Source organism: Sphingopyxis sp., from assembly GCF_051861155.1.
Lineage (GTDB): Bacteria > Pseudomonadota > Alphaproteobacteria > Sphingomonadales > Sphingomonadaceae > Sphingopyxis.
Genome location: NZ_JBHYDE010000005.1, coordinates 141074 through 167406, shown reverse-complemented (window position 1 = coordinate 167406; position 26333 = coordinate 141074). Strand labels below are relative to the sequence as shown.

Here is a 26333-nt window from a genome sequence, read left to right as displayed (position 1 = left end):
CGAACCAATGATCGAGGGGATGAGCGATGGCCACAATCACGCCGCAGGAATTGCAGACCAAGGTCGGTGAGCATCTCGGCACGTCGGATTGGGTGCTCGTCGATCAGGAGATGATCAACAAGTTCGCCGATGCGACCGGCGACCATCAGTTCATCCATATCGACGAAGAAAAAGCCAAGCTGACGCCGTTCGGCGGGACGATCGCGCACGGCTTTTTGACCCTGTCGCTGATGCCGATGCTGGGCCAGAGCACCGATGGGCCGAAGGTCGGCGGCGTCAAGATGGGGGTCAATTACGGCTGCAACAAAGTCCGCTTCCTCGCCCCCGTCCGTTCGGGCAAGCGTGTGCGCAGCCATATCAAGCTGCTCGAGCTGGAAGAAAAGCGCCCCGGCCAGTGGCAACAGACCAATGAAGTGACCGTCGAGATCGAGGGCGAGGAAAAACCCGCCCTGATCGCCGAATGGATCAGCCAGTTTTTCGTTTGAGGTAAATCTCCCCTCCCGCTTGCGGGAGGGGTCGGGGGAGGGCCTGTTGGCTGTACTTCCTCGACATGCCCCACCCAAACCCTCCCCTGAAGGGGAGGGCTTAAGTAAGAAGGAATATCATCATGCGTGACGCCGTCATCGTTTCCACTGCCCGCACCCCGCTGACCAAGGCGGGCCGCGGTTCGTTCAACAACACGCTGGCCCCGACGCTGGGCGCATATTCGGTCAAGGCCGCGGTCGAGCGCGCCGGGATCGAGGGCGGCGAGATCGACGACGTGGTGTTCGGCGCCGCGATGCAGCAGGGATCGCAGACGATGAACGTCGCGCGCCTGATTGCGCTCCGCGCCGGGCTGCCCGTCACCGTCCCCGGCATGTCGATCGACCGCCAATGCTCGTCGGGCCTGATGACGATCGCGACCGCCGCGAAGCAGATCATCGTCGACCGCCAGGACATCTGCGTCGCCGGCGGCATCGAGAGCATCTCGAAGGTCAGCGGCAGCGGCAAGGTGTTCATCGAGACCGACGCCGAGCTGATCGCGATGCACAAGGACACCTATATGCCGATGATCGGCACCGCCGAGGTCGTCGCGAAGCGTTACAACATCGGCCGCGAAGCGCAGGACGAATATTCGCTCCAGTCGCAGCAGCGCACCGCCGCGGCACAGGCCGCGGGGCTTTATGCCGACGAAATCGTCGCCTGCAACGCGACGATGGCGGTGATGAACAAGGAAACCAAGGAAGTCAGCTTCCACGACGTCGTCGCCGACAAGGACGAGTGCAACCGCGCCGACACCACGCTCGAAGGCCTGTCGAGCCTGAAGCCGGTGATGGGCGAAGGCCACACGATCACCGCGGGCAACGCCAGCCAGCTTGCCGACGGATCGTCGGCTTGCGTCGTGATGGAAGCCAAGGTCGCCGAAAAGCGCGGCCTCCAGCCGCTGGGCCGTTATGTCGGCATGGCGGTCGCGGGCACCGAGCCCGACGAAATGGGGATCGGCCCCGTGTTCGCGATCCCCAAGCTGCTCGAACGCTTCGAGCTGAAGATGGACGACATCGGCCTGTGGGAACTCAACGAAGCCTTCGCGGTGCAGGTGCTGTACTGCCGCGACAAGCTCGGCATTCCTAACGAGCTGCTCAACGTCAACGGCGGCTCGATCTCGATCGGCCACCCGTTCGGCATGACCGGCGCGCGCTGCGTCGGCCACGCGCTGCTCGAAGGCAAGCGCCGCGGCGTCAAATATGCCGTCGTCACGATGTGCATCGGCGGCGGCCAGGGCGCGGCGGGCCTGTTCGAGGTCTTTTGATTTGCGGCCCCTCCAGTGAGACTCCGCCAACCGCGTATCGAGCCGGTCGATCTGGACCGGCTCGATGCCGACCAGCGCGCCGCGCTCGAACCCTTCCTGGCTACCGACGGTGGCCGGGTCGGGGGCGGCAAGATTCTCAACATCTTCCGCACGCTGGCGCATGCGCCCAAGGCGCTCACCGCTTTCCTCGGCTGGGGCAATTATATCCTGTCGAAGCGGAGCGCGCTCACCCCGCGCGATCGCGAGCTGGTTGTCCTGCGCACCGGCTATAATTGCCGTTCGGGGTATGAATGGACCCAGCACAAGCGCATCGGGCTCGACTGCGGGCTGACCGAAGCCGAGATCGCGCGGATCAAGGCGGGGCCGGATGCGGATGGCTGGAGCGAGCTCGACCAAGCCATGCTGCGTGCCACCGACGAGCTGACGACCGATCATTTCGTTACCGATACGACCTGGGCGGCGCTCGCGCCGCTCGGCGAGAAGGGGCGCATGGATCTGGTGATGACGGTCGGCCAGTACACACAGGTTTCGATGATCTTGAACAGTTTTGGCGTGCAGGTCGAGGACGGCTGGGACGTCGATCCCGATCTGAAGGCCTGAAACAGGGAGAATGACATGAGCGGCATCGGCATCATCGCGACCTTGCGCGTCCAGCCCGGCAAGGAAGCCGAATTCGAGGGCGTCTTCGCCGAGCTGGCCCCCGCGGTCGCCGCGAACGAGCCGGGCAACAGCTATTACAAGCTGTTCCGCACCGAGGAAGCGGGGGTGTACAAGGTTCTGGAATGTTATGACGATGGCGCCGCGGTCGAAGCCCACCGCGCGTCGGACCATTTCCGCACCCTTGGCGCGAAGCTGGGTCCGTGCCTGGCAGGCGCGCCGGAGATCGAGAAGCTTAGCGCCGCGTAAGAGCCGGTTGGGGTGACGGGTTTCGACCGGAAGTAGCCATAGCATTCTCGTCACCCCGGACTTGATCCGGGGTCCCGCTTTGCGTCAGAAGCGGGTGGTTGCGTCAAAAAGCGGGATCCCGGGTCAAGCCCGGGATGACGAAGGAGGTGACTGCTCCCCACCCCAAAAGCCGATCTCACCCGACCTCCGCAATCTCCCCTGCCCGATCCCCCAGCAGGTAACGCGGCCCCGCCCCGCGCTGCGCGGCCTTGTCCTCTCGGTTGTACAGCCCGCATTTCTTCAGGCTCAAACACCCGCAACCGATGCAATTGCCCAGCAGTTGCTGCGTGCGTTGCAGCGCCGCGATCTGCGCGGCGATCCGCGCGTGCAATCCGGTGCTGATCCGCGCCCAGTCGCTCGCGTTGGGCGTCCGCCCGGCGGGCAGCCGCGCCAGTTCGGCGGCGATCTCTTCCAGGCTCAGCCCCAGTTGCTGCGCGATCAGGATGAACGATATGCGGCGGATGTCGGCGCGCAGGAAACGCCGCTGGCCGCCGCGCGTGCGCAGCGCTTCGACCAGTCCCTTCGCCTCGTAAAAACGGATCGCCGACACCGCGACCCCGGTGCGCGCGGCCAGTTCGCCGATCGGTATCAGGTCGGTGCGGTGCATCTCTAGCCTCCCTCGTCATTGCGAGCGAAGCGAAGCAATCGCCAGCCATCGACCTTATCGCATGCCGATGGCTGAAGATTGCCGCGTCGCCTTCGGCTCCTCGCAATGACGGGCCGGACAAGCCGGTCGCGCCATTTGCGCTTGACCTAAACCTCAGTTGAGCTTGCAATACCTGCCGCGTCAACCCGAATCAGGAGTAACCGCGTGACGCATTCCTTCATCGAGCATGTCAATGTGACGGTCAGCGACCCCGACCGCACCGCAACCCTGTTGTCCGCCATCTTCGGTTGGTACGAACGCTGGCGCGGCCCGGCGCGCGATGGCGGGCGCACGATCCACCTGGGCAGCGACCGCGCCTATGTCGCGCTGTACACCGGCCCCGACGGCCAGCACGCCGATGCGCGTTACCCCAAGGGCGAACCGCTCAATCATTTCGGCATCCAGGTCGACGACCTTGACGCGGTCGAGGCGCGGGTCAAGGCGGTCGGCCTCATCCCCTTCAACCACGGCGACTACGAACCGGGTCGTCGCTTCTACTTCCTCGATCCCGACGGCATCGAATATGAAGTCGTCAGCTATGCCGAGCCGCGGCCGCGCTGAACCGGGCAACGGCGACCGCGCTGGCGCGTTATTCGCTTATCGAGGGACGAAAGGAATTCCTCCATGAGCGACGACATCAAACAGCAATTCTGGAAAGCGCTGGCCGACAGCCCCTATGTCATGGTCGGCGCGACCGGCGAACGCGAACATCATATCCCGATGAACGCGCAGCTCGACAAGGATGCGAACAGCGCCTTCTGGTTCTTCACCTCGACCGACAATCGCCTGGCGGGCGGCGGCCCGGCGATGGCGCAATTTGCGGCGAAGGGCCACGACCTGTTCGCTTGCATTTCGGGGACGCTGGTCCACGAAAGCGACCGCGCCGTGCTCGACAGGCTGTGGAACAACGGCATCGCGGCCTGGTATGAGGACGGCAAGGACGACCCGAAACTCGTCCTCCTCCGCTTCGATCTGGACAATGCCGAAATCTGGACCGCCGATCCCGGGATCAAGGGCATCTTCAAGCTGATGACCGGGATGACGATGAAGGAAGGCGAGCTCGGCCAGCATGCCGAAGTGGCGCTGTAATATTCGTCCCTCCCGCAAAGGCGGGGCCGCTGGTGGCTTTGGGCAACGCATCTGACGTCGCTCTATGCCTCTTGGGGGCCCGCCGGCGCGGGGGCGACGCTTAGCCCACGGGCGGGCCAATCCGCCCGCCGCGATATTCGAACCCGCCATCGCGGTCTTCCGCAAGGCGAACCGGACCGCCAAGATCGACCCATTTCGCCCGCTGTGCGAGGACGAAGGCGGGCAGGATTGCCAGGCTGGTCGACACCGCCCCGCCGACCATGATCGCCAGCCCCATCGCATCGGCCGCGTCGGCGATGCGCAGCGCCTCGGTCAGCCCGCCCGCCTGGTCGAGCTTGATGTTGACCCCGTCGTAAAAGGCACCGATCCGCGCCACGTCGGCGGCCGTCTGGCAGCTTTCGTCCGCGACGAAGGGCACCGGCGCATAGACCGGGTCGAGCAGCGCGTCGGAGCCGACCGGCACCGGCTGCGCGATCATTTCGACGCCGAGCTCTGCCAGCGCTTCGGCCTCGCTCAATATGTCGGCCTCGCCCCATCGCGCCCCGGCATCGACGATGAGGCGGGCGTTGGGCGCCCCCTTGCGCGCACCCGCGACGCACAGGCGGTCGTTGTCGCCGGTCAATTCTATCCGCAGCAGACTATATCCATCGGCCTCTGCGGTCGCCGCCTGTTCGGCCATCGCGCCGGGACCGCCCGGCAAGAGCGTGAACGCGGTCACCCGCGCGGTCGGCGCCCCCTCGCACCCGGCCAGCTGCCACAGCCGCAGGCCGCGTTCCTTGGCCTCGAGCTCCCACAGCGCGCAGTCGAGCGCGTTGCGCGCCGCCCCTGGCGGCAACAGCTCCTGCACCGCGGCGCGTGCGGCAGCAGTGCCCAGACCGCCGATATGCGCCGCGGCGCGAAGGATCTGGTCGCGACACCCCGCGGCATCCTCGCCCAGCGCCGCGACCGGCGTCCCCTCGCCGCGCCCGATCGCTCCTTCGCCCGCCACCTCGGCCACGATGACATCGACATGGGCGCCATGCACCACTGCAAAATCTCTGGCGATCGGCCAGCGTTCGACGCGCGCGCTTTTCAGTTGGATCGCCATCTCCCGATCATAAGCGAAGACTGCAATCCCACAACATCGTCGTTGCTTCGCCTCGCTCGCAATGACCCATAAAATGTCTATGGTGGAAAGGATGACGGGCAAATCCCTATCCGAACGGATCGGCGACCTCGGCCACCGCCTCGCGGTCGAGGCGCATGCCGCATGGCTCGCCGCCCGCGATCCGCGCGTGCCGAACCTTGCCCGCCTGCTTGCCGTCGCGGTCGCCGCTTACGCGCTGTCGCCGATCGACCTGATCCCTGATTTCATCCCGGTGCTGGGCTGGCTCGACGACCTGATCATCGTGCCGCTCGGGCTCATCCTCGTCCGCCGCCTGATCCCTGCGTCGCTCTGGGCCGAACTCCACGCCGCCGCCGAGGCCGCGAGCGAACGCCCGTCAAGCCGCACCGGAATGGCCTTCATCCTGCTGCTATGGGCGGGATTGCTTTATCTGGTCTATTGGGCGGTGCGGACGTCGCCGGTGCATTGAACCTCGCAAACGGGCTAGCAGAACGGCCGTTTTGGGGTGGGGAGCGGACGTTCTCACCTAACTTCGTCATTCCCGCGAAGGCGGGGATCCCGCTTTTTCCTTCGCCGTCGCAAAGCGGGATCCCCGCCTTCGCGGGGATGACAAGAAACGGTCGATTCCCTACACGTCACCCGCCGTTGCTGCGGATCCACCCCTCGACCACCGGCGCAATATCCTCGCGCCATTTCCGGCCGTTGAAGATGCCGTAGTGGCCGACGGTCTTCGCCATCAGATATTTCTTCTTGTCGGTCGGCAGCGATTTGGTCAGCGTCAACGCCGCCTTGGTCTGGCCGATCCCCGAAATGTCGTCACGCTCGCCCTCGATCGCGAGCAGCGCAATATCCTCGATCGCATTCAGGTCGACGGGCTTGCCGCGATGCAGCATTTCGCCCTTCGGCAGCGCATGACGCTGAAACACCAGATCGACCGTCTGGAGATAGAATTCGGCGGTCATGTCGCACACCGAGCGATATTCGTCGTAGAATTCCTTGGTCTTGTCGGCGCTTTCGCCGTCGCCGTCGACGAGGTGGCGGAACATCTCCCAATGGCTCATCATATGGTTGCCAAGGTTCATCGACATGAAGCCGGCGAGCTGCAGGAACCCCGGATAGACGCGGCGCCCCGCGCCCGGATACCAGGCTGGTACGGTCACGATGACATTTTCCTGAAACCAGGCATAGGGCCGCGTCATCGCATGTTCGTTGACCGCGGTCGGCGCCTTGCGCGTGTCGATCGGCCCGCCCATCATCGTCAGCGTCCGCGGCCGGGCCTTGTGCTTGTGGGCGGCCATGATCGCCGCGGCGGCAAGCGCCGGAACCGACGGCTGGCACACCGCCAGCATATGCGCGCCAGGGCCGATATGCTCCAGCCAGCCAATCAGATAATCGATATAGTCGTCCAGATCGAACTTGCCCGCCTCCAGCGGCACGTTCCGCGCGTCGCGCCAGTCGGTGATCCACACGTCATGGCCGGGCAGCATCCGTTCGACCGTGCCGCGCAGCAACGTCGCATAATGGCCTGACATCGGCGCGACGATCAAAAGCTTGGGCGCGTCTTTCGTCCCCTTATGCTTGAAATGCTTGAGCTGTCCGAACGGCTTGCGCGCCTCGATCGCCTCGGTGACGCGCACCGTTTCGCCATCGACTTCGGTCTCGTACAGCTCGAACCCCGGCTTGCCGCGCGGCGCCGCAGCGTGCGCGAACACCTCCAGCGCCGATGCGAATTGCGGGCTGCCGCCGAAATAGCCGAGTGGGTTCGCCGGGTGCTGCATCACCTGCGCCCCCGCGGTCGCCAGCGCGCTTGCGCCCGCCAGCCAGCTCTTTTGCATTTCAAAGGCGTGATACAGCATATTCGATATGTTCCTTGGCAAGCCCCGGCGCTCTTGAGACGCCTTTTCGTTGGCGCCAGTCTAGGGCATCCAATCTATTGTGCAATGCGTCATAAACGCGGTTTGTGATGTTCTTTGTCCCGTATCGCGGCGCTGGTTATGCAGCTCCGCTTCATAATCCATGAAGCCCCAAGACATTCTGCGGCGTTGAGCGCGGCGAGCGCCACTGCTAGGGCCGCTGCGATGGCCCGAACTCCCGACCCTTCCGCCGCCAAAGCCCCCGCCGAACCGCGCCGCAAGCTCGGCAGCCTGCGGATGATCTGGCATTATGCCAGTCGCTATCCGTTGCAGCTGGTGATCGCCGCCGTCGCGCTCGGCGTCGCCGCGCTCGCAACGCTGGCAATCCCCTGGCAATTCAAGGAAATGATCGACAGCGGCTTTGTCGCCGGCGGCGGCGACGTCGCCCCGCATTTCCGCCTTTTCTACGGTATTGTGCTGACACTCGCGCTCGCCACCGCGCTGCGTTTCTATTTCGTCAGCTGGCTGGGCGAACGCACCGTCGCCGACATCCGCCAAGCGGTGCAGCGCAACCTGCTGCGCCTTGCGCCCGGCTTTTTCGAGGAAAACCGTCCGTCCGAAATCGCCTCGCGGATGACGTCGGACACGACGATCATCGAACAGGTCGTCGGCACCACCGTGTCGGTGGCGCTCCGCAATACCGTTATGGGGATCGGCGGCATCGCCTATCTGTTCACCCTGTCGCCCAAACTGACTGGCGGCATCCTGCTCGGCATCCCGTTGATCATCATGCCGATCGTCCTGCTCGGCCGCCGCCTGCAAAATGTCTCACGGTCGAGCCAGGACCGCGTCGCCGACATCGGCGCCACCACCTCCGAACAATTGGGCGCGATGAAGATCGTCCAGGCGTTCGGCCAGGAGGAACGCGAAGCCGCACGCTTTGCCAGCGCCGTCGAGGCGACCTTTGCCACCGCCAAGCGCCGCATTCGCCTCCGCGCGATCATGACCGCGATCGTCATCGGCCTGCTGTTCGGCGCGATCACCACCCTGCTGTGGTATGGGGCCGAAGGCGTCGCGGCGGGGACAATCACCGGCGGTACGATCGCCGCCTTCGTCCTCACCGGCGGGCTCGTCGCGGGCGCTTTCGGCGCCCTCACCGAAGTCTATGGCGATCTGCTGCGCGCCGCGGGCGCCGCCGAGCGGCTCTCCGAACTGCTCAATGCCGAAGCGAGCATCGCACCGCCCGCCCAGCCGCGCGCCTTCCCCGAACCGCCGCACGGTACGCTTGAATTTGCGCACGTCGAATTTCACTACCCCACGCGCCCCGACGCCCCTGCGCTGCACGACTTCAACCTCGCGATCCAGCCGCGCGAAACCGTCGCGATCGTCGGCCCCTCGGGCGCCGGTAAATCGACCTTGTTCCAGCTCGCCGAGCGTTTCTACGATCCGCAGGCGGGGCAGATCCTGCTCGACGGCGTCCCGCTCGTCGATGCCGACCCCGCCGACATCCGCGCCCGCATCGCGATGGTGCCGCAGGAAACCGTGATCTTCGCCGCCTCAGCGCGCGACAATCTGCGCTACGGCAATTGGGACGCCAGCGACGACCAGTTGTGGGACGCCGCGCGGGCTGCCAACGCCGAGGAATTCCTTCGTAAGCTTCCGCAGGGGCTCGACACCTTCATGGGCGAAGGCGGCGCGCGGCTGTCGGGCGGCCAGCGCCAGCGTGTCGCGATCGCCCGCGCGCTGCTCCGCCGCGCACCTTTGCTGCTGCTCGACGAGGCAACCTCGGCGCTCGACGCCGAATCCGAAAAGCTGGTGCAGGACGCGCTCGAAACCTTGATGCACGACCGCACGACGATCGTCATCGCGCACCGCCTCGCGACCGTGCGCGCCGCCGACCGCATCATCGTCATGGACAACGGCCGCATCGTCGAGGAGGGCAAGCATGACGCGCTCGTCGCCGCCGACGGCCTTTATGCCCGCCTTGCACGCCTGCAATTCCAGGACAATCTCGCCCCCGCCTGACCGGCCCTCCCATGCAAAGCCCTGACCCGCAAAGGATGTGACGATGCTCTACGACCTCACCGTTCCCGCCTATCAGAACGGCCTGCGCGCGCTGTCGGGCCAACTCGCCAAGGCGCTCGCCTGGGGCGCCGAAAACGGCGTCGGCGAATTGCAGCTCATCGTCGCGCGGCTGGCGCCCGACATGTTCCCGCTCGCATCGCAAGTCCGCTTCAGCTGCCTGCAAGCAATGCAGTCGCCGACGCGCCTCGGCGCGACCGGTGCGCCCGCATTTACCGAAGATGCGGCCGATTTTGCGGGCCTCCAGGCCCAGATCGCGGCGACGCTGGCATGGCTCGACACCGTCGAGGCCGCGACGCTCGATACCGACCCCGGCCGCGCGGTCGGCTTCGACCTGCCGAACGGAATGGCGTTCGACATGACCGCGCTGACCTATGTGCGTGACTGGGCGCAGCCGCAATTCTACTTCCACCTCGTCGCCGCCTATTCGATCCTCCGCCACATGGGCGTCCCGCTCGGCAAGGCCGACTATGTCAGCTACATGATGGCGTATCTGCGCCCCGGTACCGCGACTGTCGCCTAGAGCCCATCCAAAAGGGCTCTAACCGCAGAGTGCCGCGCCGGTTCAGATCAGACCGGCATATTGCTGGATTCCCGGAAAGGCGAGTTTCGACCCGCCGTTGCGCCGGATCGCACCGATCGCCTCGTCGACGCGCAGATAGCGCGCCCGCGCGTCGGGCTCGAGCAGGATGGCGGCGGGTTCGGGACGATCGGCCGCCGCTTTGACCAGCATCCCCAGCTGCGCCAGATCGACCGCCTCGCTGTTCCAGCGGATGACGTCGGCGGTGTCGATCGTCACGCGGTTCTCGTCCGCGACCGGAATTCCGACGCCATCGGCGGGCAGGGTCACATCGACGCTATGCGTCGGCGGCGGGATGGTGATGATGAACATCACCAGCATCACCAGCATCACGTCGATCAGCGGGGTGGTGTTGATGTCGGGGTCGCCGCTCGGATCGGCGCGAAAAATGCTGCGATGAAACATGCTGCGGCGTCTGCGCATAGCCTCTCTCCCGCTTGGGGAGGAACGCCCGCGACTGGCGGGCACCCGCCCCATCGTAAAGGGCCCAAGACCATCTCGCACCCTTGAAGTAATGGTATATCATTATACAAAACAGGCAGGGACATTCTAGGCCCTGCGGCCAGATCCCGATCGCCGCGCGGCATCGCCACGAAGAACCGCATCGCCATAAAGAAAGGGCGGCACCTTGCGGTACCGCCCTCGCTTGTTTCTTCCAGTCCCGGTCGGGAATGGAAACCGGTCTTACATGCCCGAGTTCGGACCGTAAGTGATTTCCACGCGACGGTTCTGGTCGTTGCGGACGCCATCGGCGGTGGCAACGGCCGGGCGGCTTTCGCCGAAGCCCTGCGCGCTGATCGAGCCATCCGAGATACCGCGAGCGGTGAGATAGCTGCGAACCGCGGTGTTGCGGCGTTCCGACAGACCGACGTTGTACGTGGCCGAACCCGAACGGTCAGCGTGACCGGCCAGCATGACCTGCGTACCCGTGCAACCACGGTTGTAGGCGCTGATCGCGTTGTCGAGCGTCGAAGCGGCTTCCGGCGTGATGTTCGACTGATCCCAGTCGAAGTACACGATGTACGGCCCGGGCTCACACACCACCGGCGGCGGGGGCGGCGGGGGCGGCGGAGGCGGCGGGGGCGGCGGGGGCGGCGGGGGCGGAGGTGCCACAACCGGTTCCGGCGCACCGCCGAAGTTGTACGTCAGCGTGCCGAGGATCGAGTGCGAACGGAAGCGCGTCGAAACGTCGCGGCCGAGCTGATCGACGAGGTCGAGATTGTCGGCGTTGAAGAAGCGATACTTCAGGCCAACATCCCAGTTGCTGCTGAGCGGGGCGCGAACGCCGGCGATTGCCTGCCAGGCAAAACCGGTGTCCGAATCGTCGAGGAAAGCACCGGCATAGACGGGTTCGACCGACACGCGGGCCACACCGGCACCGCCGCCGACAAAGCCCTGAAGGCCGTCGTCGTCACCGAAGTCGAGCAGGCCGTTGACCATGAAGCTCAGCGCATTGGTGTCGCCGTTCAGGCGAAGGTCACCGGTGCGCAGCGCACCAGCGCCCGAAGCGGTCTGCGGGATGCCAGGTGCGGCAAAGCGGCCCGACTTGATGTCGGCTTCGCGATAGCCGACTTCGACTTCGGCGCGGAAGCCGCCGAAATCATAACCGACGGTCCCTTCGAAGTCATAGCCCGCGCGATGGTCGAGCGAAGCGGCGTTGTCGACAACGCCGATGTCGAGATCAAGGTCTTCGACCAGCATTGCGCCAGCACCGACACCCACATACCAGGAGTCGTCGCGCGCCAGAGCAGGCGACGCAAGGGCGGTGGAGGCCAACGCCACAGCGACGGCAAGCTTCCTCATAGTAATTCCCCTTTCAAATTGAGATATACGTCTCGGCAGACGTCCTACTCGTCGCTTTGGTTCCGTGCAAGTAAACAAATCGCCAATCTGTTGCTAAAAAGTCGCACTTTTTTGACCAACGAGCGGAAATTCAGCCTGAAATCAGAAGACCCTGCGCCTCAAGGTGCAGGATCAACATGCCAAGCGCGCTACGCGCTTCGACATCGATTGTCGAGCCGCCCGCCGGCGTCGCGATTGTTGCCGGCCCGGCCCATTCGCCGCCCTCGAATCGCAGCCGCGCGCCGTCGGCCAGCCGCGTCACCACCATCCCCGCACGCGCCGCGGAAAATCGCCAGCCGCCCGCGCTCCAGATCGCGATCGCCGCCGCCTGCCCGGCCCAGTCACCGGTCGGGGCGCTGCCGACCAGCCAGCATTGCCCCGCCACCGGGGCCGCCGGCGGGTCGTTCAGCGGCCCGGCCGCGACCGCGGCGTGGACGAGCGCGTCGATCAGGGTCAGCGCTTCATTGTGCGTCGCCTCTTTCTGGGCCTGCGCCACCGCCAGCAACGGCAACGCCAGGCGCGGGGTCATCGGCATGTCGGTCATCATCTATCCTTTCATGTCAGCGGCAGCGACAAGGGCGGCGACAACGCAAAGTCGCCGACCTGGCGAATCGCCACCATGGTGCCGGACGGCAGCGCGGCGAGGACCGCAGCCTCGATATGCAGGCTCGGCGTCGCGCGCTCCCACGGCGCGATGCCGGCGACGGGCGGCGCCAGCACGATCCGCCACGCCTCCTGCCCTTCGCCGATCGGCAAGTCGACATGGTCGCGCCAGCCGGTGTCGACGCGGCTACGCCGCCGCCACGCAACGACCACCCCGCCCGATCCATCGGGCGATATTTGTCCATGCACGGGCGCCAGCGGCCGCAACGCCGCCGCGGCGGGCGGCACCGCGATCTCGGTCAGCGCCGTCGCGCCGCGCGCCGCCCATTGCAGCCGCGCCCCGCAGCCCTCTGCCGCGGCCGCCAGCGCCTCGGGCAGCAGCGTCGGTGCGCCGTCGTCGAGCAGCACGAACGGCGCCCCCACCGCATGCGCGGCCCCGCCGCCGGTCCCCGCCCGTCCGCGCAGCAGGCGCGACAGGCGCCAAACCCCCGCGGTGACCAGCTCGGCAGTGCCGAATTGCAGCAGTTCGCCGCCCACCATCGCCCGGTTGGCGCCGCCGAGCAGCGCGGCATCGTCGACCGATTCCAGGGTCATCGACGGATTGACCAGCGTCACCAAAGCCGTGTTGATGCGATCGACCAGATACTCGCTCCCCGCCGCCAGCGGCGCGGCCAGCGCGCCCAGCGCCGCCGCGGGTCGCACCGTGCCGAGCGCGACCGGCTCGGCATCGATCGCGGCGACGAACCAGCAATCGGCGCCGCGCCAGCCGTCGTTGCTACCCGCCGCGGCGATCAGGATACGCGCCGTCGCCGCCGCCGGGCCGCCGATATTGGGCAGGTCGAACAGAAGCACTGTCCCCGCCGCATCGGGCCAGTCGGGCGGGCGTACCGGAACCCCGGGTTCGGCGGGAAGCGCGGCGACCGGCACCGGCTGGTGCCGTTTCAGCTCCAGCAATATGTCGCTCGCCCGGACATTGCGCCCCGCCAGCCGCCACGCGCTGCCATCGGCCAATGTCACGATATGTCCGACCGGCAGCGCCAGCGCCGCCAGATCGGCCTGCCAGATCAACGTCTCGCGCCCGTCCGCCGCCGCGGCGGCCAGTCGCTGCGCCAGCGCACGCGCCGATGGCGCCGGGAGCACCGCGGGCAGGTCGATCCGCTCCTCGCGCACCCCGCCGCCGGCGACCGCGCTGCCCTGCTGGCCCAGCTGATAATCGCGCTCGGGTTCGTAATGCCGCAGCCGGATCGCCCCCGGCAGCGCCGCCAGCGGCGCGCGCTGCCGCTCGACCGCATCGCGCCCCGCCTCCGCCCGCCGTACCTCGCGAAAACTGCCCAGCGCCAGCGGCGTTCCCGCCAATGCCGCAGGCGCCAGCCGCCACCCGTCGGACCCGCTTGCCACCCGCACGCCGTCGACCTCGAACAGCGGCGCCAGCGCGTCGCGCGCGCGGTCGCCCGACGCCGCATAGCCCGCGACCGGCCATTCGCCCAAACAGCGCCCGGCCTCGCCGAGCAGGACATTGCCGATCACCCCGGCATCGACGCTTCCCGCATCGGCCTCGACCTCAAAAGTCAGCGACGGGATGCGGTTGCCGAACGCGCCCAGCTCCAGCTCCTCGAACACCGCATAGGCCAGCCCGCGAAAGCCGCTCGCCGACCCCGGCCCGATCGCCGACGCGATCAGCGGATCGACCGCCTGATCCTCGCCGCCGTCATGCCAGCGAAAGATGCAGCGCTCCTGAAACGTCCCGCTCGTCCCGCGCAGCAGATTGCCGTCGGCCCAGATCCGCCGGATTGCGCGGATCGGCCGCGACGACAGCGCCACCGCCAGCGACACCGCATAGCTATATTCGGTCACCGACGGCCGCCCCTTGCCGCCGCCGCGTTTGCTGCGCCGTTCGATCAGGTCGGTCGCCCAGATCACGCTGCCCGCGACGCGCATCGTCCCGAACAGCTGCGGGATCTGCTGGCCATAGGTCGACGCCTGCACCTTCAGATCGGCAAGCCGCGGCCCCTCGCGCCCCTTGGGCCTGAAGATCGCCGCATCGACCTGTTGCCCCAGACTCGCGCCGATCGCCGCCCCGACCGGGCCGCCGATAAAGCCGCCGACCACCGTCAGCACCAAAGTCGCCATCGCTCAATCCTTCCGTGCCAGCCGCCAGCGCGGCGCCGCCATCACCATGGCGTCGAGCGGCGTCTCGACGACCCCAGCGCTCCCTCCAGCTCGGCGCGCAGCGCCGCAATGTCGCGCCGGAACGCGCCGGTGTCGGCGCGCACCGCCACCACCATCTCGTCGATCTCATCCATCGGGAAATTGCTCCATCATCGACGCCAGCGCCGCGCCATCGACCGCCGCCGCCGCGTCCGCCTCGGCCCACCCGGCCAGCACGGCGCGAACATCGGCTGGCGTCGCCGCCCAAAACTCATCGGGCCGCCACGCTGCAACCCGCGCCATCAGGCCCAGCAAATACAGGGCGCCACCCGAAAGATTTGCCGCATCGGGGTAGCCATCTGTGCCCATCTTGCACCTCACCGCCGCGAAAACTGGGGTTCGCACAAAGACACGAAGACACGAAGAAGATCGAAAATGGCGACACAGCCGCCAGTCAAAGGCGCGCACGCCGCCTTTCAAGCCAAGGTCGAGCTTCGGCGCAGCGATGCGCGGCTGCCATTCTTCGTGTCTTTGTGTCTTTGTGCGAAATTCTTCTTTTTTCTTAAGTCCGAACGCTCACCGCCCCGACAAAATCTGCCCCAGCAGCACGCGCAGCGCCGGGGTCACCGCCGCCAGCCCCTGCGCCACCACCGCCTCGCCCACCGCCTCGCGCGTCAGCGCGTCAGGCCGATCGCGCAGACAATGCCAGAACAGCGAAGCAAGCTCGCCCAGCGCCAGCCGCCCGTCCGCGGCGCGCTCGACCAGCGCGAACAGCGGCCCCAGCTCGCCCTCCGCCGCGACCAGCGCCGCAAAACTCGGGCGCAGCACGAACACCCGCTCGCCGACGCGCAATTCCGCCTCGCCGCGCAAGCCATTCGCCCCCGCGCTCACAGGCTCACCACCGCGCCGCTCGATTCCAGGTTCAGCGTATAATTGCGCTCGCCATTATAGTCCCCGGCATAGTCCAGCCGCGTCACCAGGAACCGTCCGCGCAGCCGCTCGCCGCTTTCGAAACTCAGCTCATAATCGTCGATCGCCCCCGCCAGCGCATGGCCGCGCAGGCGCACCTCCGCCGCCGACCCGGTAAAGATCCCCGCCGCGCTCACCGACACCGATCGCACCCCGGCGCCCGACAACAGCGTGCGCCAGCCGCCCGAATCCTTGGTCGTGACGTTCACCGCCTCGCCGTTCACCGACAACTGCGTCGTGCGCAGCCCGGCGACCGTCGAATAGGTCGGCGGCGCTCCGCCGTTACCGACCTTGAGCAGAAAAGCGCTCCCATTTTCAATTGCCATGGTTTAATCTCCTCATCAGAAAAACATGCGGAACGGGGAGTCGCAGGATGCTGATTACGACATTGATTTTGGCCGCCATGGTTCAGTCGCCGACCGTCGACACCACGCGCGCCGCCTTCACCAAATGCCTGCGCGACGACATGAAGAAGGCGCTCGAGGCCAAGGTCGAGGAGGTCGAATATGAAATGGCGCTGAAAGCGAATTGCGGCGCCGAACGCGACGCCTTCCGCAAGGCGGTGATCGCGCTCGGCCGCTCAGGCGGCGATTCCGAAAAGGTCGCGGTCGAAGACGCCGACATGCAGATCGAGGATTACCACGCCAATTTCACCGACAAGTTCAAGGATTACAAAGCCAACAACTCGCTCCCGGGCGAGTGAAAAAATAGGAAAATCCCCTCCCCTTCAGGGGAGGGGCAGCGAGACTTGCCAGCTTGCTGGCTAGTCGCAGCGGGGTGGGTTCATCGGCCTAGCGCTACGCCGCCAAACACCGGCACCGCACGACCAGCTCGTGCCGCCAGCCACCCTCGCGCATGAACCCGAACCGCGTCCGCACCATCCGCGTACTCACCACCGACCAACCACCCGCCGCCCCGCGCAGCCCCGCGACCAGCGCCTCGATCCGCCCCGCGGCGTCATCATCGACCGCGCCGCCGACCCCGACCAGCGCCAGCGTCAACCGCACCTCGCGCCCGGCGCGATCCTTCGTTCCCCAGTCCGCCCCCTCGGCGGCACCCACCGCCACATAGGGCGCGCTCACCCGCACCGGCGTCCCGTCGAAAACGCCATGCACCTGCGCCGCCAGCATGGCATCGCCCGCCAGCAGCGCCAGCGCCTTCGCGCGCACCGCCTGCTCGGCGCCGCTCATCGCGGGCTGCCCAGGCTCAGCATCCGCCACGGCTGCCACAGCGCCGCGATCACCGCCGGCGGCGGCGCGTCGGTCCCGTCGCGCGCGTCGTACAGATGCTGCGTCATCCGCACGATCCCCTGCCGGATCGCATCGGGAACCCCGGCGCCATCGTCGGCGATCCCGGCGCGATAGGTCACGCGCACCCGCGCGTGTCCATCCGCGCCGGCGACGCTGACCCGGCCCTCGCCGCCCGCCCCGACCGCCAGGCGATACTCGCCGCCGCCCAGCACCGTCTCGCTGCCGTCGTCGGCGAGCAGCGCGACATCCTCGACCGCCACGACCGGGCGCACCGTCAACCGCGCCGCGCCGCCCGACAGCGCCAGCACTTCGGTTCCGGGCCGGATCACCAGCCACTGGCCGGTAAACGCCTCGCAAATGCTCGTCGCCGCGCGCAGCAGCGGCGCGATCACCGCATCGTCGCTTGCCGCGCCCATCCGCAGCCACCCGCGCGCCTCGCTCAGGCTCACCGGGGACTCCCCCGGCACCAGGCTCATCGTCATCGCTATTTCTCCACCCGCCGTGCCACACTCCGCCGTCGGCCCCCGCCTTCGGCGTCGAGCACCTTCAAACGATCGAAAAGAACCGGTCGACATTTCGTTCAGACCGAGCCGAAAATGGTGGTTTCGCGTGACCCGGAGCGCAGCGTACTTCAGTACGTGAGCACCGGAAGCGCGGGAGACCGCCATTTGCAGGCCGGTATGGACGTAATGCCGACCGGTTCTCAGCGCCCGGCCTCGCCCGAAAGGGGACGGCGTGGCCGGGCGCCCATCGCGCCAGCGTCAGCTTAGCTGGCGGCGAATTTCATCAGCTTGATGGCCTGCGAATCGATGATCGCACCGCCGACCCGTTTGGTTGCATAAAAATGCACGAACGGTTTGTTGCTGAACGGGTCGCGCAGGATGCGCGTTTCACCGCGGTCGGCGACGAGGTAACCGGCGCGGAAATTGCCGAACGCGATCGACAGGCTGTTCGCCGCCACATCGGGCATGTCCTCGGCCTCGACCACCGGATAGCCGAGCAGCGTCGCCGCCTGTCCTTCGACCAGCCCCGGCTGCCAGATGAACGCGCCGTCACTCGTCTTGAACTTGCGGATGCGGCCCAGCGTATCCGAATTCATCACCCACACCGCGCCCTGCCGATAGGGCGCGCGCAGCGCATGGACCAGCTCGACCAGCTTGTCCTGCGGGTTCACCGCCGGAAACGCCCCCGCGGTCCCCGTCGCCAGATGCTGCACCGTGCCGAACGCGCGCACCGCGTCGGCCTCATTGGTGGTGGCATAGGTCAGGAACCCCTTCGGCCGGTTCGTCCCGTTGCCGGTCACGAATGCGCCGCCCTCCGCGACCGCAAATTCGCGGCCCAGCTGGTCGGCCAGCCAGTCCTCGACGTTGAACATCGCATCGTCCAGCATCGCCTGGCTCGCCGCCGGATTGGCGTAAAGCTCGCCCGACGGCGGCACGATCTCGGCAAAGCTGCGCGTCGCGGTCTCGGGCCGCGCCGCCGTCTCGCCGACCCAACCCGCGCCCATCGCCCCGGTCGCGACCAGCTTGCGATACCCGCTCGTCCCCGTCTGCACGACCGTCGCGATGCTGCGGATCGGCGACAGCGATTTCAGCGTCTCGGCAATGCTGCCGTCGATCTCGCGCGGCACCGCAAAGCCGCCCTCGCCGCCCGTTGCCCCCGACAGGCTTTTCATCTCGACGCCGGCATCGATCCCGCGCCGCAGATAGCGCTCGACAAAAGCGTCACGCGCCGGATCGGCCGCCTTCGCCCCGTCGAGCGGCAGCCGCGACGCCGCCACCGCCTGCGCGTCGACCTGTGCCTTCAGCGCCGCCACCGACGCCTTCAGGTCATCGACCGCCTCGGCCGCCAGCACTGCATCGAACGCCCCGTCCAGCGCGTCCGCCTTCACTTCCATATCCAATTCCATGCCCGTCACTCCTTCGTTGAATCTACCGCAATCACCCGCGCCAGCGGCTGCATCGGCATCGCCACCAAACTCACCTCGCCCAGATCGAGCGCCAGCAGCTCGCGCGGATGGCCCCCGCGCGCCGCCGTCACCCGATACCCAAAGGACAATCCCGTCAGCGCGCCGCGCGCAATCAGCGCCGCCGCGATCCGATGCGTGACCCGCGCCACCACGCGCAGCCCGCGCGCATCCTCCGCCAATGTCTCGATCACGCCGACCACCGCCCCCGGCCGATGCTGCCACAAAAGCGGCACCGCGCGCCGCTCGCGCAAACTTGCCAAAAACGCCCCGCGACGCACGACATCGCCGCCCCGATCGACCCGGTCGAACACCGCGGCATAGCCAGCAAAGCGGATGGAGCGGGGTTCACGCGGAGACGCGGAGACGCGGAGCTTTTCTTCCCCCGTTCGCCCTGAGCTTGTCGAAGGGCCGTCCTTCTCTTCTGACCCGACAAAGGAAGAACGGTCCTTCGACAAGCTCAGGACAAACGGAGAGAGGCAAGCTTCTCTCCGCGCCTCCGCGTCTCCGCGTGAACCTCTTTCTGCCGCCGCCCTCACCGCAATAACCCCGGCAGCCCCAGCTTCACCGCCAGTCCGACCACCAGCAACGCCAGCATCCCGCGCACCGCCCAGTCGACCGCCGCCTTCCACGCGCTCGTCTTGGCATCGCGCCATGCCCCCAGCAGCTGGCGCAGATCGACGATGTCGTCGCGCGCCGCCGCATCGGCCAGCCCCAGCCGCGCCAGCGCCCGCCGCGCCCCCAACTCGCTCGCCTCCTCAACCACCGCGCGCAGCAAGGCTGCGTCAGGCGCACTCGTCCCCGCCAGCGCGATCAACCGCGCCAGCGCTTCTTCCTCATCCATGTCGATTTCCTCACTAACGCCCCTCCCCCTGAGACGGGGGAGGGTTGCGAAGCCTTGGCAGCTTGCTGCCTAGGCGAAGCTGGGTGGGGGTGGCCCGTTGTCGGCGAACGCTACCCCACCCCCAACAGCGCCTTCTTCTCGTCCGCGCTCAGCCAGTCCGCCGCCGACACCTCGTGCCACAGCGCCATCCGGTCCTCGGCCAACGCCGGCACCCGGTCCAGATCGACGCGCAGCTCGGCGCCCGCGAACCACCCGCTCAGCCCCTGCGCGATGCCCCCCAAAATCTTGGCCGTCAGCGGCAGCACCGTCAGCCGCCACAGCGCGCGATTGGCCTCGCGGTAATTGGCATAGGTCGCATCGCCGGGCAGCCCGAGCAGCATCGGCGGCACCCCAAACGCCATCGCAATCTCGCGCGCGCTCGATTCCTTGAGCGCCAGGAAATCCATCTCGGCGGGGCTCAGGCTCAGCGCCTGCCACCGCAGGCCGCCCTCCAGCAACAACGGCCGCCCCGCGTTCGCACCGCCGGAAAACCCCTCGGCCAGCTCCTCGCGCAGCCGCTCGACCTGCTCGGCCGACAAGGGCATCCCCTTGTCGCCCGGATCATGCACCAGCGCCCCCGACGGCCGCGCCGCATTGCCCAGCAGCGCCGCGTTCCACGCCGCCGCCGCGTTATGCGCCGCGATCGCGCCCGCCGCGGCGCCCAGGCACCCCGCGCCATAATGATCGTCCAGCGGATGCAGCGCCTTTACATGCACCACCGCGGTTCGCCCCGCGCCATCTTCGGCGGGCAGCACCACCGCCGACCCGCCCGCCTTGTAACGATAAGCGACCGGCCACCCGCGCCCATCGGCCTCAACCGTCACCCGCTCGGGGCGCAGCGCAAACAGCTCCGCCGCCGCCCCCGCGCCGTCGGTCAATATCTGCACATAACCGTTGCCGTGCAGCAGCAGCTGCGCCGCCAGCGTCTCGACCAGCCCCTGCCCGCCCGACGTCGCCGCCACCAGCGCCGCCAGCGCCGGATCGCTCGCCACCACCGGCGCGCTTCCTGCGGCTTCGGCAACCAGCTTCACACTGCGCTGGACAATCGCATTGGACAAATAGCCCTCACGCACCTGCGCCTCGAACGACAAGGGCGCGGGCGCCGCCCCCATCACCCCATATGCCCCATACACCCGCGACAAAGCAGGCCGCGCAGCATCCTGCGCAGCCTTCCGGCCAAACCAGTTCATGAAAAGCCTCCCAGATCGTCGCCCTCGCGAAGGCGGGGGCTGCTATCATCCTTGTGCGACATCGGTGGGCCGCGCCGCCGTCACAATTCGGTTCGTGTCGAGCGGAACCAGAGAATCTATAGAGCGATCAAACCCGCCGAACCCCCACAACCCGCCCCATCCGCACCCCCTCCAGCAACGCCGCCAGCGCCCACACACAAGCATCCCCCCGATCGGGCGAGCGCCCCGGTCCCGCATAGCCGCCGCCGATCTGCAACCCGCACAGCTGGTCCTCCAAATCCTCGAACGCCCCCGCGTGCACCACCTGCCCGCGCTCATAGGCCAGCGCCACCGGCTCCGCGCGCCGCGCCTTGCCGACGCTCGCGTGCACCGCGCGGACGGGCAGCCGGGCATCGGCGTGCGCCAGCATCGCGGCGACCATTTCGCCGCCCATATTGCTCTCGGCCACCACCCGTTCGGCGCCCCAGCGCGCCGCCGCGGCGGCGACCGCCTGCGCCCACACGCCGGGCGCCGGGCGTTCGACGCTCGCATCCTCGATCACCGCCAACCGGCGATCGCGCAGCAGCGCCGCGACCACGATCCCGCACGCGTCACCCTGCGCGCTTGCCGGCGGGTCGACCCCGATTACCACCCGCACCGGCTTGCCGACCGCGTCCGCCGCGACCCGGCACCGCTCGATCAGCGCGCGCGACCACAGCGCCCCCTCGACATCGTCGAGCAGCTCGCCGTTCAACTCCTGCCGCCCCAGCCGCGTGCCGCCGTAAATCGCCGCCATCGTCGCCAGCCAGCGCGGCGACAGGTTGAGCCGGTTGCTGCGCGTGTGACCGCGCGTCACCGCGACGCCCTTTTCCTTGATCAACCGCCGCACCAGCGGCACCCCGCGCGGGGTCGTCGTCGCGACGACCTGCGGCTGCGTACCGACGCGCATCGTCAACATCAGATTGTCCCACGCCGCCTCGCCCTGCGGCCATTTGGCGATTTCGTCGCACCAGGCCGCTTCATGCTGCGGGCCGCGCAGACTGTCGGGCTCGGCCGCCGAATAGAGCGTCGCGACCGCGCCGTTCGGCCAGGTCAGCCGCCGCAGACTGCTTTCATAGTCGGGCCGCGACGCATCGGGCGCGATGGCCAACAAACCACTTTCACCCTCGACCATCACCTGCCGCGCTTCGTGCAGCGACGCCGCGACCAGCGCGATCCGCGCCCCGGGCGTCGCTTCCGCAAATTCGCGCACCCACTCGGCGCCGGTCCGCGTCTTGCCGAACCCGCGCCCCGCCAGCAACATCCACACATGCCAGTCGCCCGCGGGCGGGCATTGATCCTCCCGCCGCCACCAGCGCCAGTCGGTCAGCAGCGCCGCGCATTTGTCTCCCGACAGCGCCTTCAACCAGCGATCAAGGTCTTTTCTCCCCTCGGCGATCCGCGCAACCGCTCCCGTCACGCGCCGTCATCCTGCTCCTCATCACCCGCGGCTTCGGCCTCCATCTGCGCCTGCATCGCGTAAAGCTTCGCCCGCAGCCGCTCCTTCGCACTCCCCTGCGTCGCCACCGCACCGCCACCGCCCGGCAACTTGGCCCCGCGCACCGCCGCGCGGTGCGCCGCCAGCAACGCCAGCCCCAGCCGATATTTCTGCGCCCGCGATTTCAGCGTTGCGTCCTTCACATTGCCGCTGGGCGCCACCAGCGCCTCGGACAATAGCTCGGCCTCCAGCCGCGCGAACCCCTCGCACAGCGCCGCGTGCCAGCGCGCGGCAAAGCCGTCGTTACGCCGCCGCTCGCGGTACATCGCATTGCCCGTCGCGCCCGCGGCGCGCGCCGACGCCGCGACGTTCGACGTTTCCGCCAATGCTTCCAGAAACATATCCATCTGGGCGCGGCCCGGACGCGCGCCGCGCGCTTTCCGGGTCGCCGTCTTGCCGATTTGCGCCACAGGCCATCCTCCTCAAACGCCAGTCGGGCCGGAACAGCCTTTCCCCTGGGGAAAGGCCGCCGGCCCGACTCGCAATTCTTCATGATGTGACACTTGTGCCATATCAGCGTTACGATGTCAAGTGAAATAACCTATATGGTTCAAATGAGATACAGGCGCAACATCGTCTGCAACGCTAACCCGCCCGTGTCGCGGCCCGAACCATGTCGAGCGCGACGTCGACGATCATGTCTTCCTGCCCCCCGACCATCTTGCGCCGCCCCAGCTCGACCAGGATCGCGCGTGTGTCGAGCCCATGGTCGGCGGCCGCCTTTTCGGCGTGGCGCAGGAAGCTCGAATACACCCCGGCATAGCCGAGGGTGAGCGTCTCGCGGTCGACCCGCACCGGGCGGTCCTGCAACGGCCGCACCAGATCCTCCGCCGCGTCCATCAGCGCGTAAAGATCGCAGCCATGGTTCCACCCATGGACGTCCGCCGCCGCGATGAACACCTCGAGCGGCGCATTGCCCGCGCCCGCCCCCATGCCCGCCAGGCTGGCATCGACGCGCAGCGCGCCATTTTGCACCGCGACGATGCTGTTTGCGACGCCGAGCGACAGATTGTGGTGGGCGTGGACGCCGCGCTGCGTCTCGGGCTTCAGCACCCGGTCGTACGCCTGCAATCGCGCCGCATATTGGTCCATCGTCATCGCGCCGCCGCTGTCGGTGACATAGACGCAATGCGCACCATAGCTTTCCATCAGCTGCGCCTGGCTCGCCAGCGCGTCGGGCGCCGACATATGGCTCATCATCAGGAACCCCGACACGTCCATGCCGATGCCGCGCGCAACCTCGATATGTTGCTTCGCGACATCGGCCTCGGTGCAGTGGGTCGCAATCCGCACCGAGCGCACGCCCAGGTCATAGGCGTGTTTGAGATCGTGGATCGTGCCGATGCCGGGCAGCAGCAAGGTCGTGAGCACGCTATGCTCGAGCACCTCGGCCACCGCGCCGATCCATTCCCAGTCGGTGTGTGCGCCGAACCCATAGTTGAAGCTGGACCCTTGCAACCCGTCGCCATGCGCGACCTCGATCGCATCGACCTTCGCGCGGTCGAGCGCTTTCGCGATCGCGCGGACATGATCGAGGCCATATTGGTGGCGGATCGCGTGCATCCCGTCGCGCAGCGTCACGTCCTGGATATAAAGCTTGGTGGTCGTGGGATCCAAGGTCATGCCGCCAGCCTTTGCGCGATCTTCTCGGCGGTCTTCAGCGCCGCCGAGGTCATGATGTCGAGGTTGCCGGCATAGGCGGGCAGATAATGCGCCGCCCCCTCGACCTCGAGGAAGACACTGACCTTCAATCCCGTAAAGCTGCCGCCCATTTCGGGGATGCGCAGCGGCGCGTTGCTGCCGATGCTCTCGAACTGCACCGCCTGCTTCAGCCGGTACCCGGGGACATAGGCCTGCACGTCGGCAACCATCGCCTCGATGCTCTTGGCGATCGCATCGCGGTCACCATCGTCGCACAGGCAATAGACGGTGTCGCGCATGATCAGCGGCGGTTCGGCGGGGTTGAGCACGATGATCGCCTTGCCGCGCGCCGCGCCGCCGACGGTGGCGATCGCCCGGCTGGTCGTCTCGGTAAACTCGTCGATGTTGGCGCGCGTCCCCGGCCCCGCGCTCTTGGAAGCGATCGAGGCGACGATCTCGCCATAATGCACCTTCGCGACGCGGTTCACCGCAGCGACGATCGGGATCGTCGCCTGCCCGCCGCACGTCACCATATTGACGTTGGCGGCGTCCAGGTGCGCGTCGCCGTTCACCGGCGGGATCGTATAGGGACCGATCGCCGCGGGGGTGAGATCGACGACGCGCTTGCCATGGGCGATCAGCACCGCACTATGCCGCTGGTGCGCCCCCGCCGAGGTCGCATCGAAGACGATGGCAATGTCGGCAAAGCCGGGCATGGCGACCAGGCCATCGAGCCCGTCGGCGGTAATCGGCACGCCGAGCCGCGCGGCGCGTTTCAGCCCGTCGGACTCGGGATCGATGCCGACAAAGGCCGCCATCTCCAGCGTGTCGGACAGGCGCATGATCTTGATCATAAGGTCGGTGCCGATGTTGCCCGATCCGATGATCGCCACTTTGGTCTTCGCCATCGGGTCAGCCCTCGCCATAGGTGAAGCTGGCGCTGCCGATGCCCGCGATGGTCGCCACGACCTGATCGCCCGGCGTCAACGCGACCATCGGCCCCAGCGCCCCCGCGAGCAGGATGTCGCCCGCCTTCAGCGGCTCGCCGCGCCCCGCCAGCGTCTGCGCCAGCCACGCGGCGGCATTGAGCGGATTGCCAAGCGCCGCCGCGCCCACCCCGGTCGAGGCGACGCTGCCATTCACCGTCAGCGCCATCGCCGCGCCCTCAAGGTCGAGGCCAGCCAGCGCCAGCCCCGCATTGGACAGCACGAAGAAGGCCGACGAGCCGTTGTCGGCCACGGTATCGGCAAAGCTGATCTTCCAGTCGGCAATCCGGCTGTCGACGATCTCGATCGCTGCGTGGACGCTGGCGACCGCCGCGGCGACCTGCTCCACCGTCGTATCGGCAGCGGGCAGGTCGGCGCCGAGCACGAACGCAATTTCCGCCTCGGCCTTCGGCTGGATCGTGCGCGCCGGATCGAGCGTGCCGCCATCGGCAATCTGCATATCGGCGAACAAGACGCCGAAATCGGGCTGATCGACACCCAGCTGGACCTGCACCGCCTTCGCGGTCAGCCCCGCCTTGCGCCCGACGATCCGCCGCCCCTGCGCTTCCCAGAACCGCGTGTTGATCGTCTGCACCGCATAGGCGCCGTCGGCGTCGGTCGCCGCCAGCACGTCGCGCAGCGGTTTGATGACCCCGCCCGAATAGGCATCGCGCAGCCGCCGCGCGGCATTGTTGTGCATATTGCTCATGCCGCGGCCTGCGGCCCATGCTTGCCGGGGTGCACCGCGCCGCAATGGCCGCAGGTGCGCAGTTCGTCGCTGGCGTAAAAGGCGGCGAACAGCGGCGGCAGGTCGCGCACGATGCTTTTCAGCTGCACTTCGACGCGGTGGACGATGTGACCGCAATCGTCGCAATACCACTGAAAGGCGTCGATCATCCCGTCGGGGCGCTTGCGTTCGATCACCAACCCGACGCTGCCCGGGACAGGGCGCTGCGGCGAATGCGGCACGCCGGGCGGCAACAGAAAGATGTCGCCCTCGCGGATCGGCATGTCCTGGGGGCCGTCATCGGTCCACAGCCGCAGATTCATGTCGCCTTCCAGCTGGAAGAAGAATTCCTCCAGCGGGTCGACATGATAATCGGTGCGCTGGTTCGGGCCGCCGACGACGGTGACAATGAAATCGGCATCCTCCCAGATCTGCGCGTTGCCGACCGGCGGCTTCAGCACATCGCGGTGATCCTCGATCCACTGGCGGAAGTTGAAGGGCAATCCATAGCTCAGCATGGCCG

General features: G+C 67.4%; 33 protein-coding genes. 10 read left to right on the top strand and 23 right to left on the bottom strand.

The features are described 5' to 3' along the window. The first annotated feature begins 26 nt into the window (after positions 1 to 26). The 4 genes from ACTIFP_RS10850 (at position 27) to ACTIFP_RS10835 (ending at position 2695) form a co-directional block, all read left to right on the top strand. On the top strand, positions 27 to 485 hold the full coding sequence (locus tag ACTIFP_RS10850) for a MaoC family dehydratase (protein WP_439568734.1): 459 nt from the start codon (positions 27 to 29) through the stop codon (positions 483 to 485). Between the two features lie 122 nt (positions 486 to 607). Further along, on the top strand, positions 608 to 1789 hold the full coding sequence (locus tag ACTIFP_RS10845; protein WP_439568733.1) for an acetyl-CoA C-acyltransferase: 1182 nt from the start codon (positions 608 to 610) through the stop codon (positions 1787 to 1789). Between the two features lie 15 nt (positions 1790 to 1804). Beyond that, a complete protein-coding gene (locus ACTIFP_RS10840; protein ID WP_439568732.1) occupies positions 1805 to 2389 on the top strand; it encodes a carboxymuconolactone decarboxylase family protein in 585 nt (194 codons plus the stop codon). A gap of 15 nt (positions 2390 to 2404) precedes the next feature. After that, positions 2405 to 2695 carry a putative quinol monooxygenase gene (locus tag ACTIFP_RS10835; RefSeq protein WP_439568731.1) on the top strand — a complete coding sequence of 97 codons (291 nt, stop codon included), beginning with the start codon at positions 2405 to 2407 and terminating at the stop codon, positions 2693 to 2695. A 175-nt stretch (positions 2696 to 2870) separates the two neighbouring features. Here the strand turns inward: ACTIFP_RS10835 and soxR are convergent, their stop codons facing one another. Then, complete coding sequence (gene soxR / locus ACTIFP_RS10830) at positions 2871 to 3341, bottom strand: redox-sensitive transcriptional activator SoxR (protein ID WP_439568730.1); 471 nt, start codon at positions 3339 to 3341, stop codon at positions 2871 to 2873. Between the two features lie 204 nt (positions 3342 to 3545). Between soxR and ACTIFP_RS10825 the strand changes: the two genes are divergently transcribed. Both ACTIFP_RS10825 and ACTIFP_RS10820 read left to right on the top strand, forming a co-directional pair. Then, positions 3546 to 3941: a VOC family protein gene (locus tag ACTIFP_RS10825; RefSeq protein ID WP_439568729.1), complete on the top strand. Its 396-nt coding sequence runs from the start codon at positions 3546 to 3548 to the stop codon at positions 3939 to 3941. Positions 3942 to 4004: 63 nt separating this feature from the next. Then, entirely contained in the window at positions 4005 to 4469 is a 465-nt protein-coding gene (locus tag ACTIFP_RS10820) for a pyridoxamine 5'-phosphate oxidase family protein (protein ID WP_439568728.1), read from the top strand. A gap of 100 nt (positions 4470 to 4569) precedes the next feature. Here the strand turns inward: ACTIFP_RS10820 and ACTIFP_RS10815 are convergent, their stop codons facing one another. Continuing rightward, positions 4570 to 5556, bottom strand: a complete 987-nt coding sequence (locus ACTIFP_RS10815; protein WP_439568727.1) for a dipeptide epimerase — start codon at positions 5554 to 5556, stop codon at positions 4570 to 4572. Positions 5557 to 5647: 91 nt separating this feature from the next. On the opposite strand from ACTIFP_RS10815, the gene ACTIFP_RS10810 reads away from it, so the two are divergent. Continuing rightward, a complete protein-coding gene (locus ACTIFP_RS10810) occupies positions 5648 to 6043 on the top strand; it encodes a YkvA family protein (RefSeq protein ID WP_439568726.1) in 396 nt (131 codons plus the stop codon). A gap of 166 nt (positions 6044 to 6209) precedes the next feature. Here the strand turns inward: ACTIFP_RS10810 and ACTIFP_RS10805 are convergent, their stop codons facing one another. After that, a complete protein-coding gene (locus tag ACTIFP_RS10805) occupies positions 6210 to 7430 on the bottom strand; it encodes a polyhydroxyalkanoate depolymerase (RefSeq protein WP_439568725.1) in 1221 nt (406 codons plus the stop codon). A 222-nt stretch (positions 7431 to 7652) separates the two neighbouring features. Here ACTIFP_RS10805 and ACTIFP_RS10800 point away from each other — a divergent pair, with 222 nt between their 5' ends. Next, positions 7653 to 9452 (top strand): ABC transporter transmembrane domain-containing protein, encoded by a 1800-nt coding sequence (locus tag ACTIFP_RS10800; protein WP_439568724.1) that lies wholly within the window; start codon positions 7653 to 7655, stop codon positions 9450 to 9452. 43 nt (positions 9453 to 9495) lie between these two features. Next, positions 9496 to 10032 (top strand): DUF1993 domain-containing protein, encoded by a 537-nt coding sequence (locus ACTIFP_RS10795; protein WP_439568723.1) that lies wholly within the window; start codon positions 9496 to 9498, stop codon positions 10030 to 10032. A 42-nt stretch (positions 10033 to 10074) separates the two neighbouring features. On the opposite strand, the gene ACTIFP_RS10790 is transcribed toward ACTIFP_RS10795, so the two are convergent. The 8 genes from ACTIFP_RS10790 to ACTIFP_RS10755 all read right to left on the bottom strand — a co-directional run bounded on the left by ACTIFP_RS10790 (position 10075) and on the right by ACTIFP_RS10755 (position 15977). Next, entirely contained in the window at positions 10075 to 10512 is a 438-nt protein-coding gene (locus ACTIFP_RS10790) for an ExbD/TolR family protein (RefSeq protein WP_439568722.1), read from the bottom strand. A 261-nt stretch (positions 10513 to 10773) separates the two neighbouring features. After that, a complete protein-coding gene (locus ACTIFP_RS10785; protein WP_439568721.1) occupies positions 10774 to 11892 on the bottom strand; it encodes an OmpA family protein in 1119 nt (372 codons plus the stop codon). A gap of 130 nt (positions 11893 to 12022) precedes the next feature. Then, positions 12023 to 12475, bottom strand: a complete 453-nt coding sequence (locus ACTIFP_RS10780; protein ID WP_439568720.1) for a DUF2793 domain-containing protein — start codon at positions 12473 to 12475, stop codon at positions 12023 to 12025. A gap of 11 nt (positions 12476 to 12486) precedes the next feature. After that, positions 12487 to 14664 (bottom strand): phage tail protein, encoded by a 2178-nt coding sequence (locus ACTIFP_RS10775; protein ID WP_439568719.1) that lies wholly within the window; start codon positions 14662 to 14664, stop codon positions 12487 to 12489. Between the two features lie 41 nt (positions 14665 to 14705). Further along, positions 14706 to 14837, bottom strand: a complete 132-nt coding sequence (locus ACTIFP_RS10770; protein WP_439568718.1) for a hypothetical protein — start codon at positions 14835 to 14837, stop codon at positions 14706 to 14708. After that, a complete protein-coding gene (locus tag ACTIFP_RS10765; RefSeq protein WP_439568717.1) occupies positions 14830 to 15051 on the bottom strand; it encodes a phage tail assembly chaperone in 222 nt (73 codons plus the stop codon). Before ACTIFP_RS10765 ends, ACTIFP_RS10770 begins: the two co-directional genes overlap by 8 nt. Before the next feature lie 207 nt (positions 15052 to 15258). Further along, on the bottom strand, positions 15259 to 15573 hold the full coding sequence (locus tag ACTIFP_RS10760) for a gene transfer agent family protein (RefSeq protein ID WP_439568716.1): 315 nt from the start codon (positions 15571 to 15573) through the stop codon (positions 15259 to 15261). Beyond that, positions 15570 to 15977, bottom strand: a complete 408-nt coding sequence (locus tag ACTIFP_RS10755; RefSeq protein ID WP_439568715.1) for a phage tail tube protein — start codon at positions 15975 to 15977, stop codon at positions 15570 to 15572. Before ACTIFP_RS10755 ends, ACTIFP_RS10760 begins: the two co-directional genes overlap by 4 nt. 47 nt (positions 15978 to 16024) lie before the next feature. Here ACTIFP_RS10755 and ACTIFP_RS10750 point away from each other — a divergent pair, with 47 nt between their 5' ends. After that, positions 16025 to 16354, top strand: coding sequence for a hypothetical protein (locus ACTIFP_RS10750; RefSeq protein ID WP_439568714.1), 330 nt, complete (start codon positions 16025 to 16027; stop codon positions 16352 to 16354). Between the two features lie 94 nt (positions 16355 to 16448). Here the strand turns inward: ACTIFP_RS10750 and gp17 are convergent, their stop codons facing one another. The 12 genes from gp17 to ACTIFP_RS10690 all read right to left on the bottom strand — a co-directional run bounded on the left by gp17 (position 16449) and on the right by ACTIFP_RS10690 (position 26328). Further along, positions 16449 to 16841 carry a tail completion protein gp17 gene (gene gp17 / locus ACTIFP_RS10745; protein ID WP_439568713.1) on the bottom strand — a complete coding sequence of 131 codons (393 nt, stop codon included), beginning with the start codon at positions 16839 to 16841 and terminating at the stop codon, positions 16449 to 16451. Next, the gene (locus tag ACTIFP_RS10740) at positions 16838 to 17383 is read right to left on the bottom strand and encodes a head-tail connector protein (protein WP_439568712.1); all 546 of its coding nucleotides are present in this window, start codon (positions 17381 to 17383) and stop codon (positions 16838 to 16840) included. The genes gp17 and ACTIFP_RS10740 overlap by 4 nt, the downstream gene beginning before the upstream one ends. 284 nt (positions 17384 to 17667) lie before the next feature. After that, positions 17668 to 18810, bottom strand: coding sequence for a phage major capsid protein (locus ACTIFP_RS10735; RefSeq protein ID WP_439568711.1), 1143 nt, complete (start codon positions 18808 to 18810; stop codon positions 17668 to 17670). Positions 18811 to 18815: 5 nt separating this feature from the next. Further along, positions 18816 to 19325, bottom strand: a complete 510-nt coding sequence (locus ACTIFP_RS10730; RefSeq protein WP_439568710.1) for an HK97 family phage prohead protease — start codon at positions 19323 to 19325, stop codon at positions 18816 to 18818. A gap of 77 nt (positions 19326 to 19402) precedes the next feature. Next, positions 19403 to 19711, bottom strand: coding sequence for a DUF6127 family protein (locus tag ACTIFP_RS10725; RefSeq protein ID WP_439568709.1), 309 nt, complete (start codon positions 19709 to 19711; stop codon positions 19403 to 19405). Positions 19712 to 19821: 110 nt separating this feature from the next. After that, positions 19822 to 20940 carry a phage portal protein gene (locus tag ACTIFP_RS10720; protein ID WP_439568708.1) on the bottom strand — a complete coding sequence of 373 codons (1119 nt, stop codon included), beginning with the start codon at positions 20938 to 20940 and terminating at the stop codon, positions 19822 to 19824. Between the two features lie 127 nt (positions 20941 to 21067). Then, positions 21068 to 22378, bottom strand: a complete 1311-nt coding sequence (locus ACTIFP_RS10715) for a DNA-packaging protein (RefSeq protein WP_439568707.1) — start codon at positions 22376 to 22378, stop codon at positions 21068 to 21070. After that, positions 22375 to 22866: a hypothetical protein gene (locus ACTIFP_RS10710; RefSeq protein WP_439568706.1), complete on the bottom strand. Its 492-nt coding sequence runs from the start codon at positions 22864 to 22866 to the stop codon at positions 22375 to 22377. Before ACTIFP_RS10710 ends, ACTIFP_RS10715 begins: the two co-directional genes overlap by 4 nt. A 175-nt stretch (positions 22867 to 23041) precedes the next feature. After that, complete coding sequence (gene dmpG / locus ACTIFP_RS10705; protein ID WP_439568705.1) at positions 23042 to 24079, bottom strand: 4-hydroxy-2-oxovalerate aldolase; 1038 nt, start codon at positions 24077 to 24079, stop codon at positions 23042 to 23044. Beyond that, positions 24076 to 25005, bottom strand: a complete 930-nt coding sequence (locus ACTIFP_RS10700; RefSeq protein WP_439568704.1) for an acetaldehyde dehydrogenase (acetylating) — start codon at positions 25003 to 25005, stop codon at positions 24076 to 24078. Before ACTIFP_RS10700 ends, dmpG begins: the two co-directional genes overlap by 4 nt. 4 nt (positions 25006 to 25009) lie before the next feature. Then, on the bottom strand, positions 25010 to 25792 hold the full coding sequence (locus tag ACTIFP_RS10695) for a 2-keto-4-pentenoate hydratase (RefSeq protein WP_439568703.1): 783 nt from the start codon (positions 25790 to 25792) through the stop codon (positions 25010 to 25012). Beyond that, positions 25789 to 26328 carry a 3-hydroxyanthranilate 3,4-dioxygenase gene (locus tag ACTIFP_RS10690; RefSeq protein WP_439568702.1) on the bottom strand — a complete coding sequence of 180 codons (540 nt, stop codon included), beginning with the start codon at positions 26326 to 26328 and terminating at the stop codon, positions 25789 to 25791. The genes ACTIFP_RS10695 and ACTIFP_RS10690 overlap by 4 nt, the downstream gene beginning before the upstream one ends. Positions 26329 to 26333: the final 5 nt, after the last annotated feature.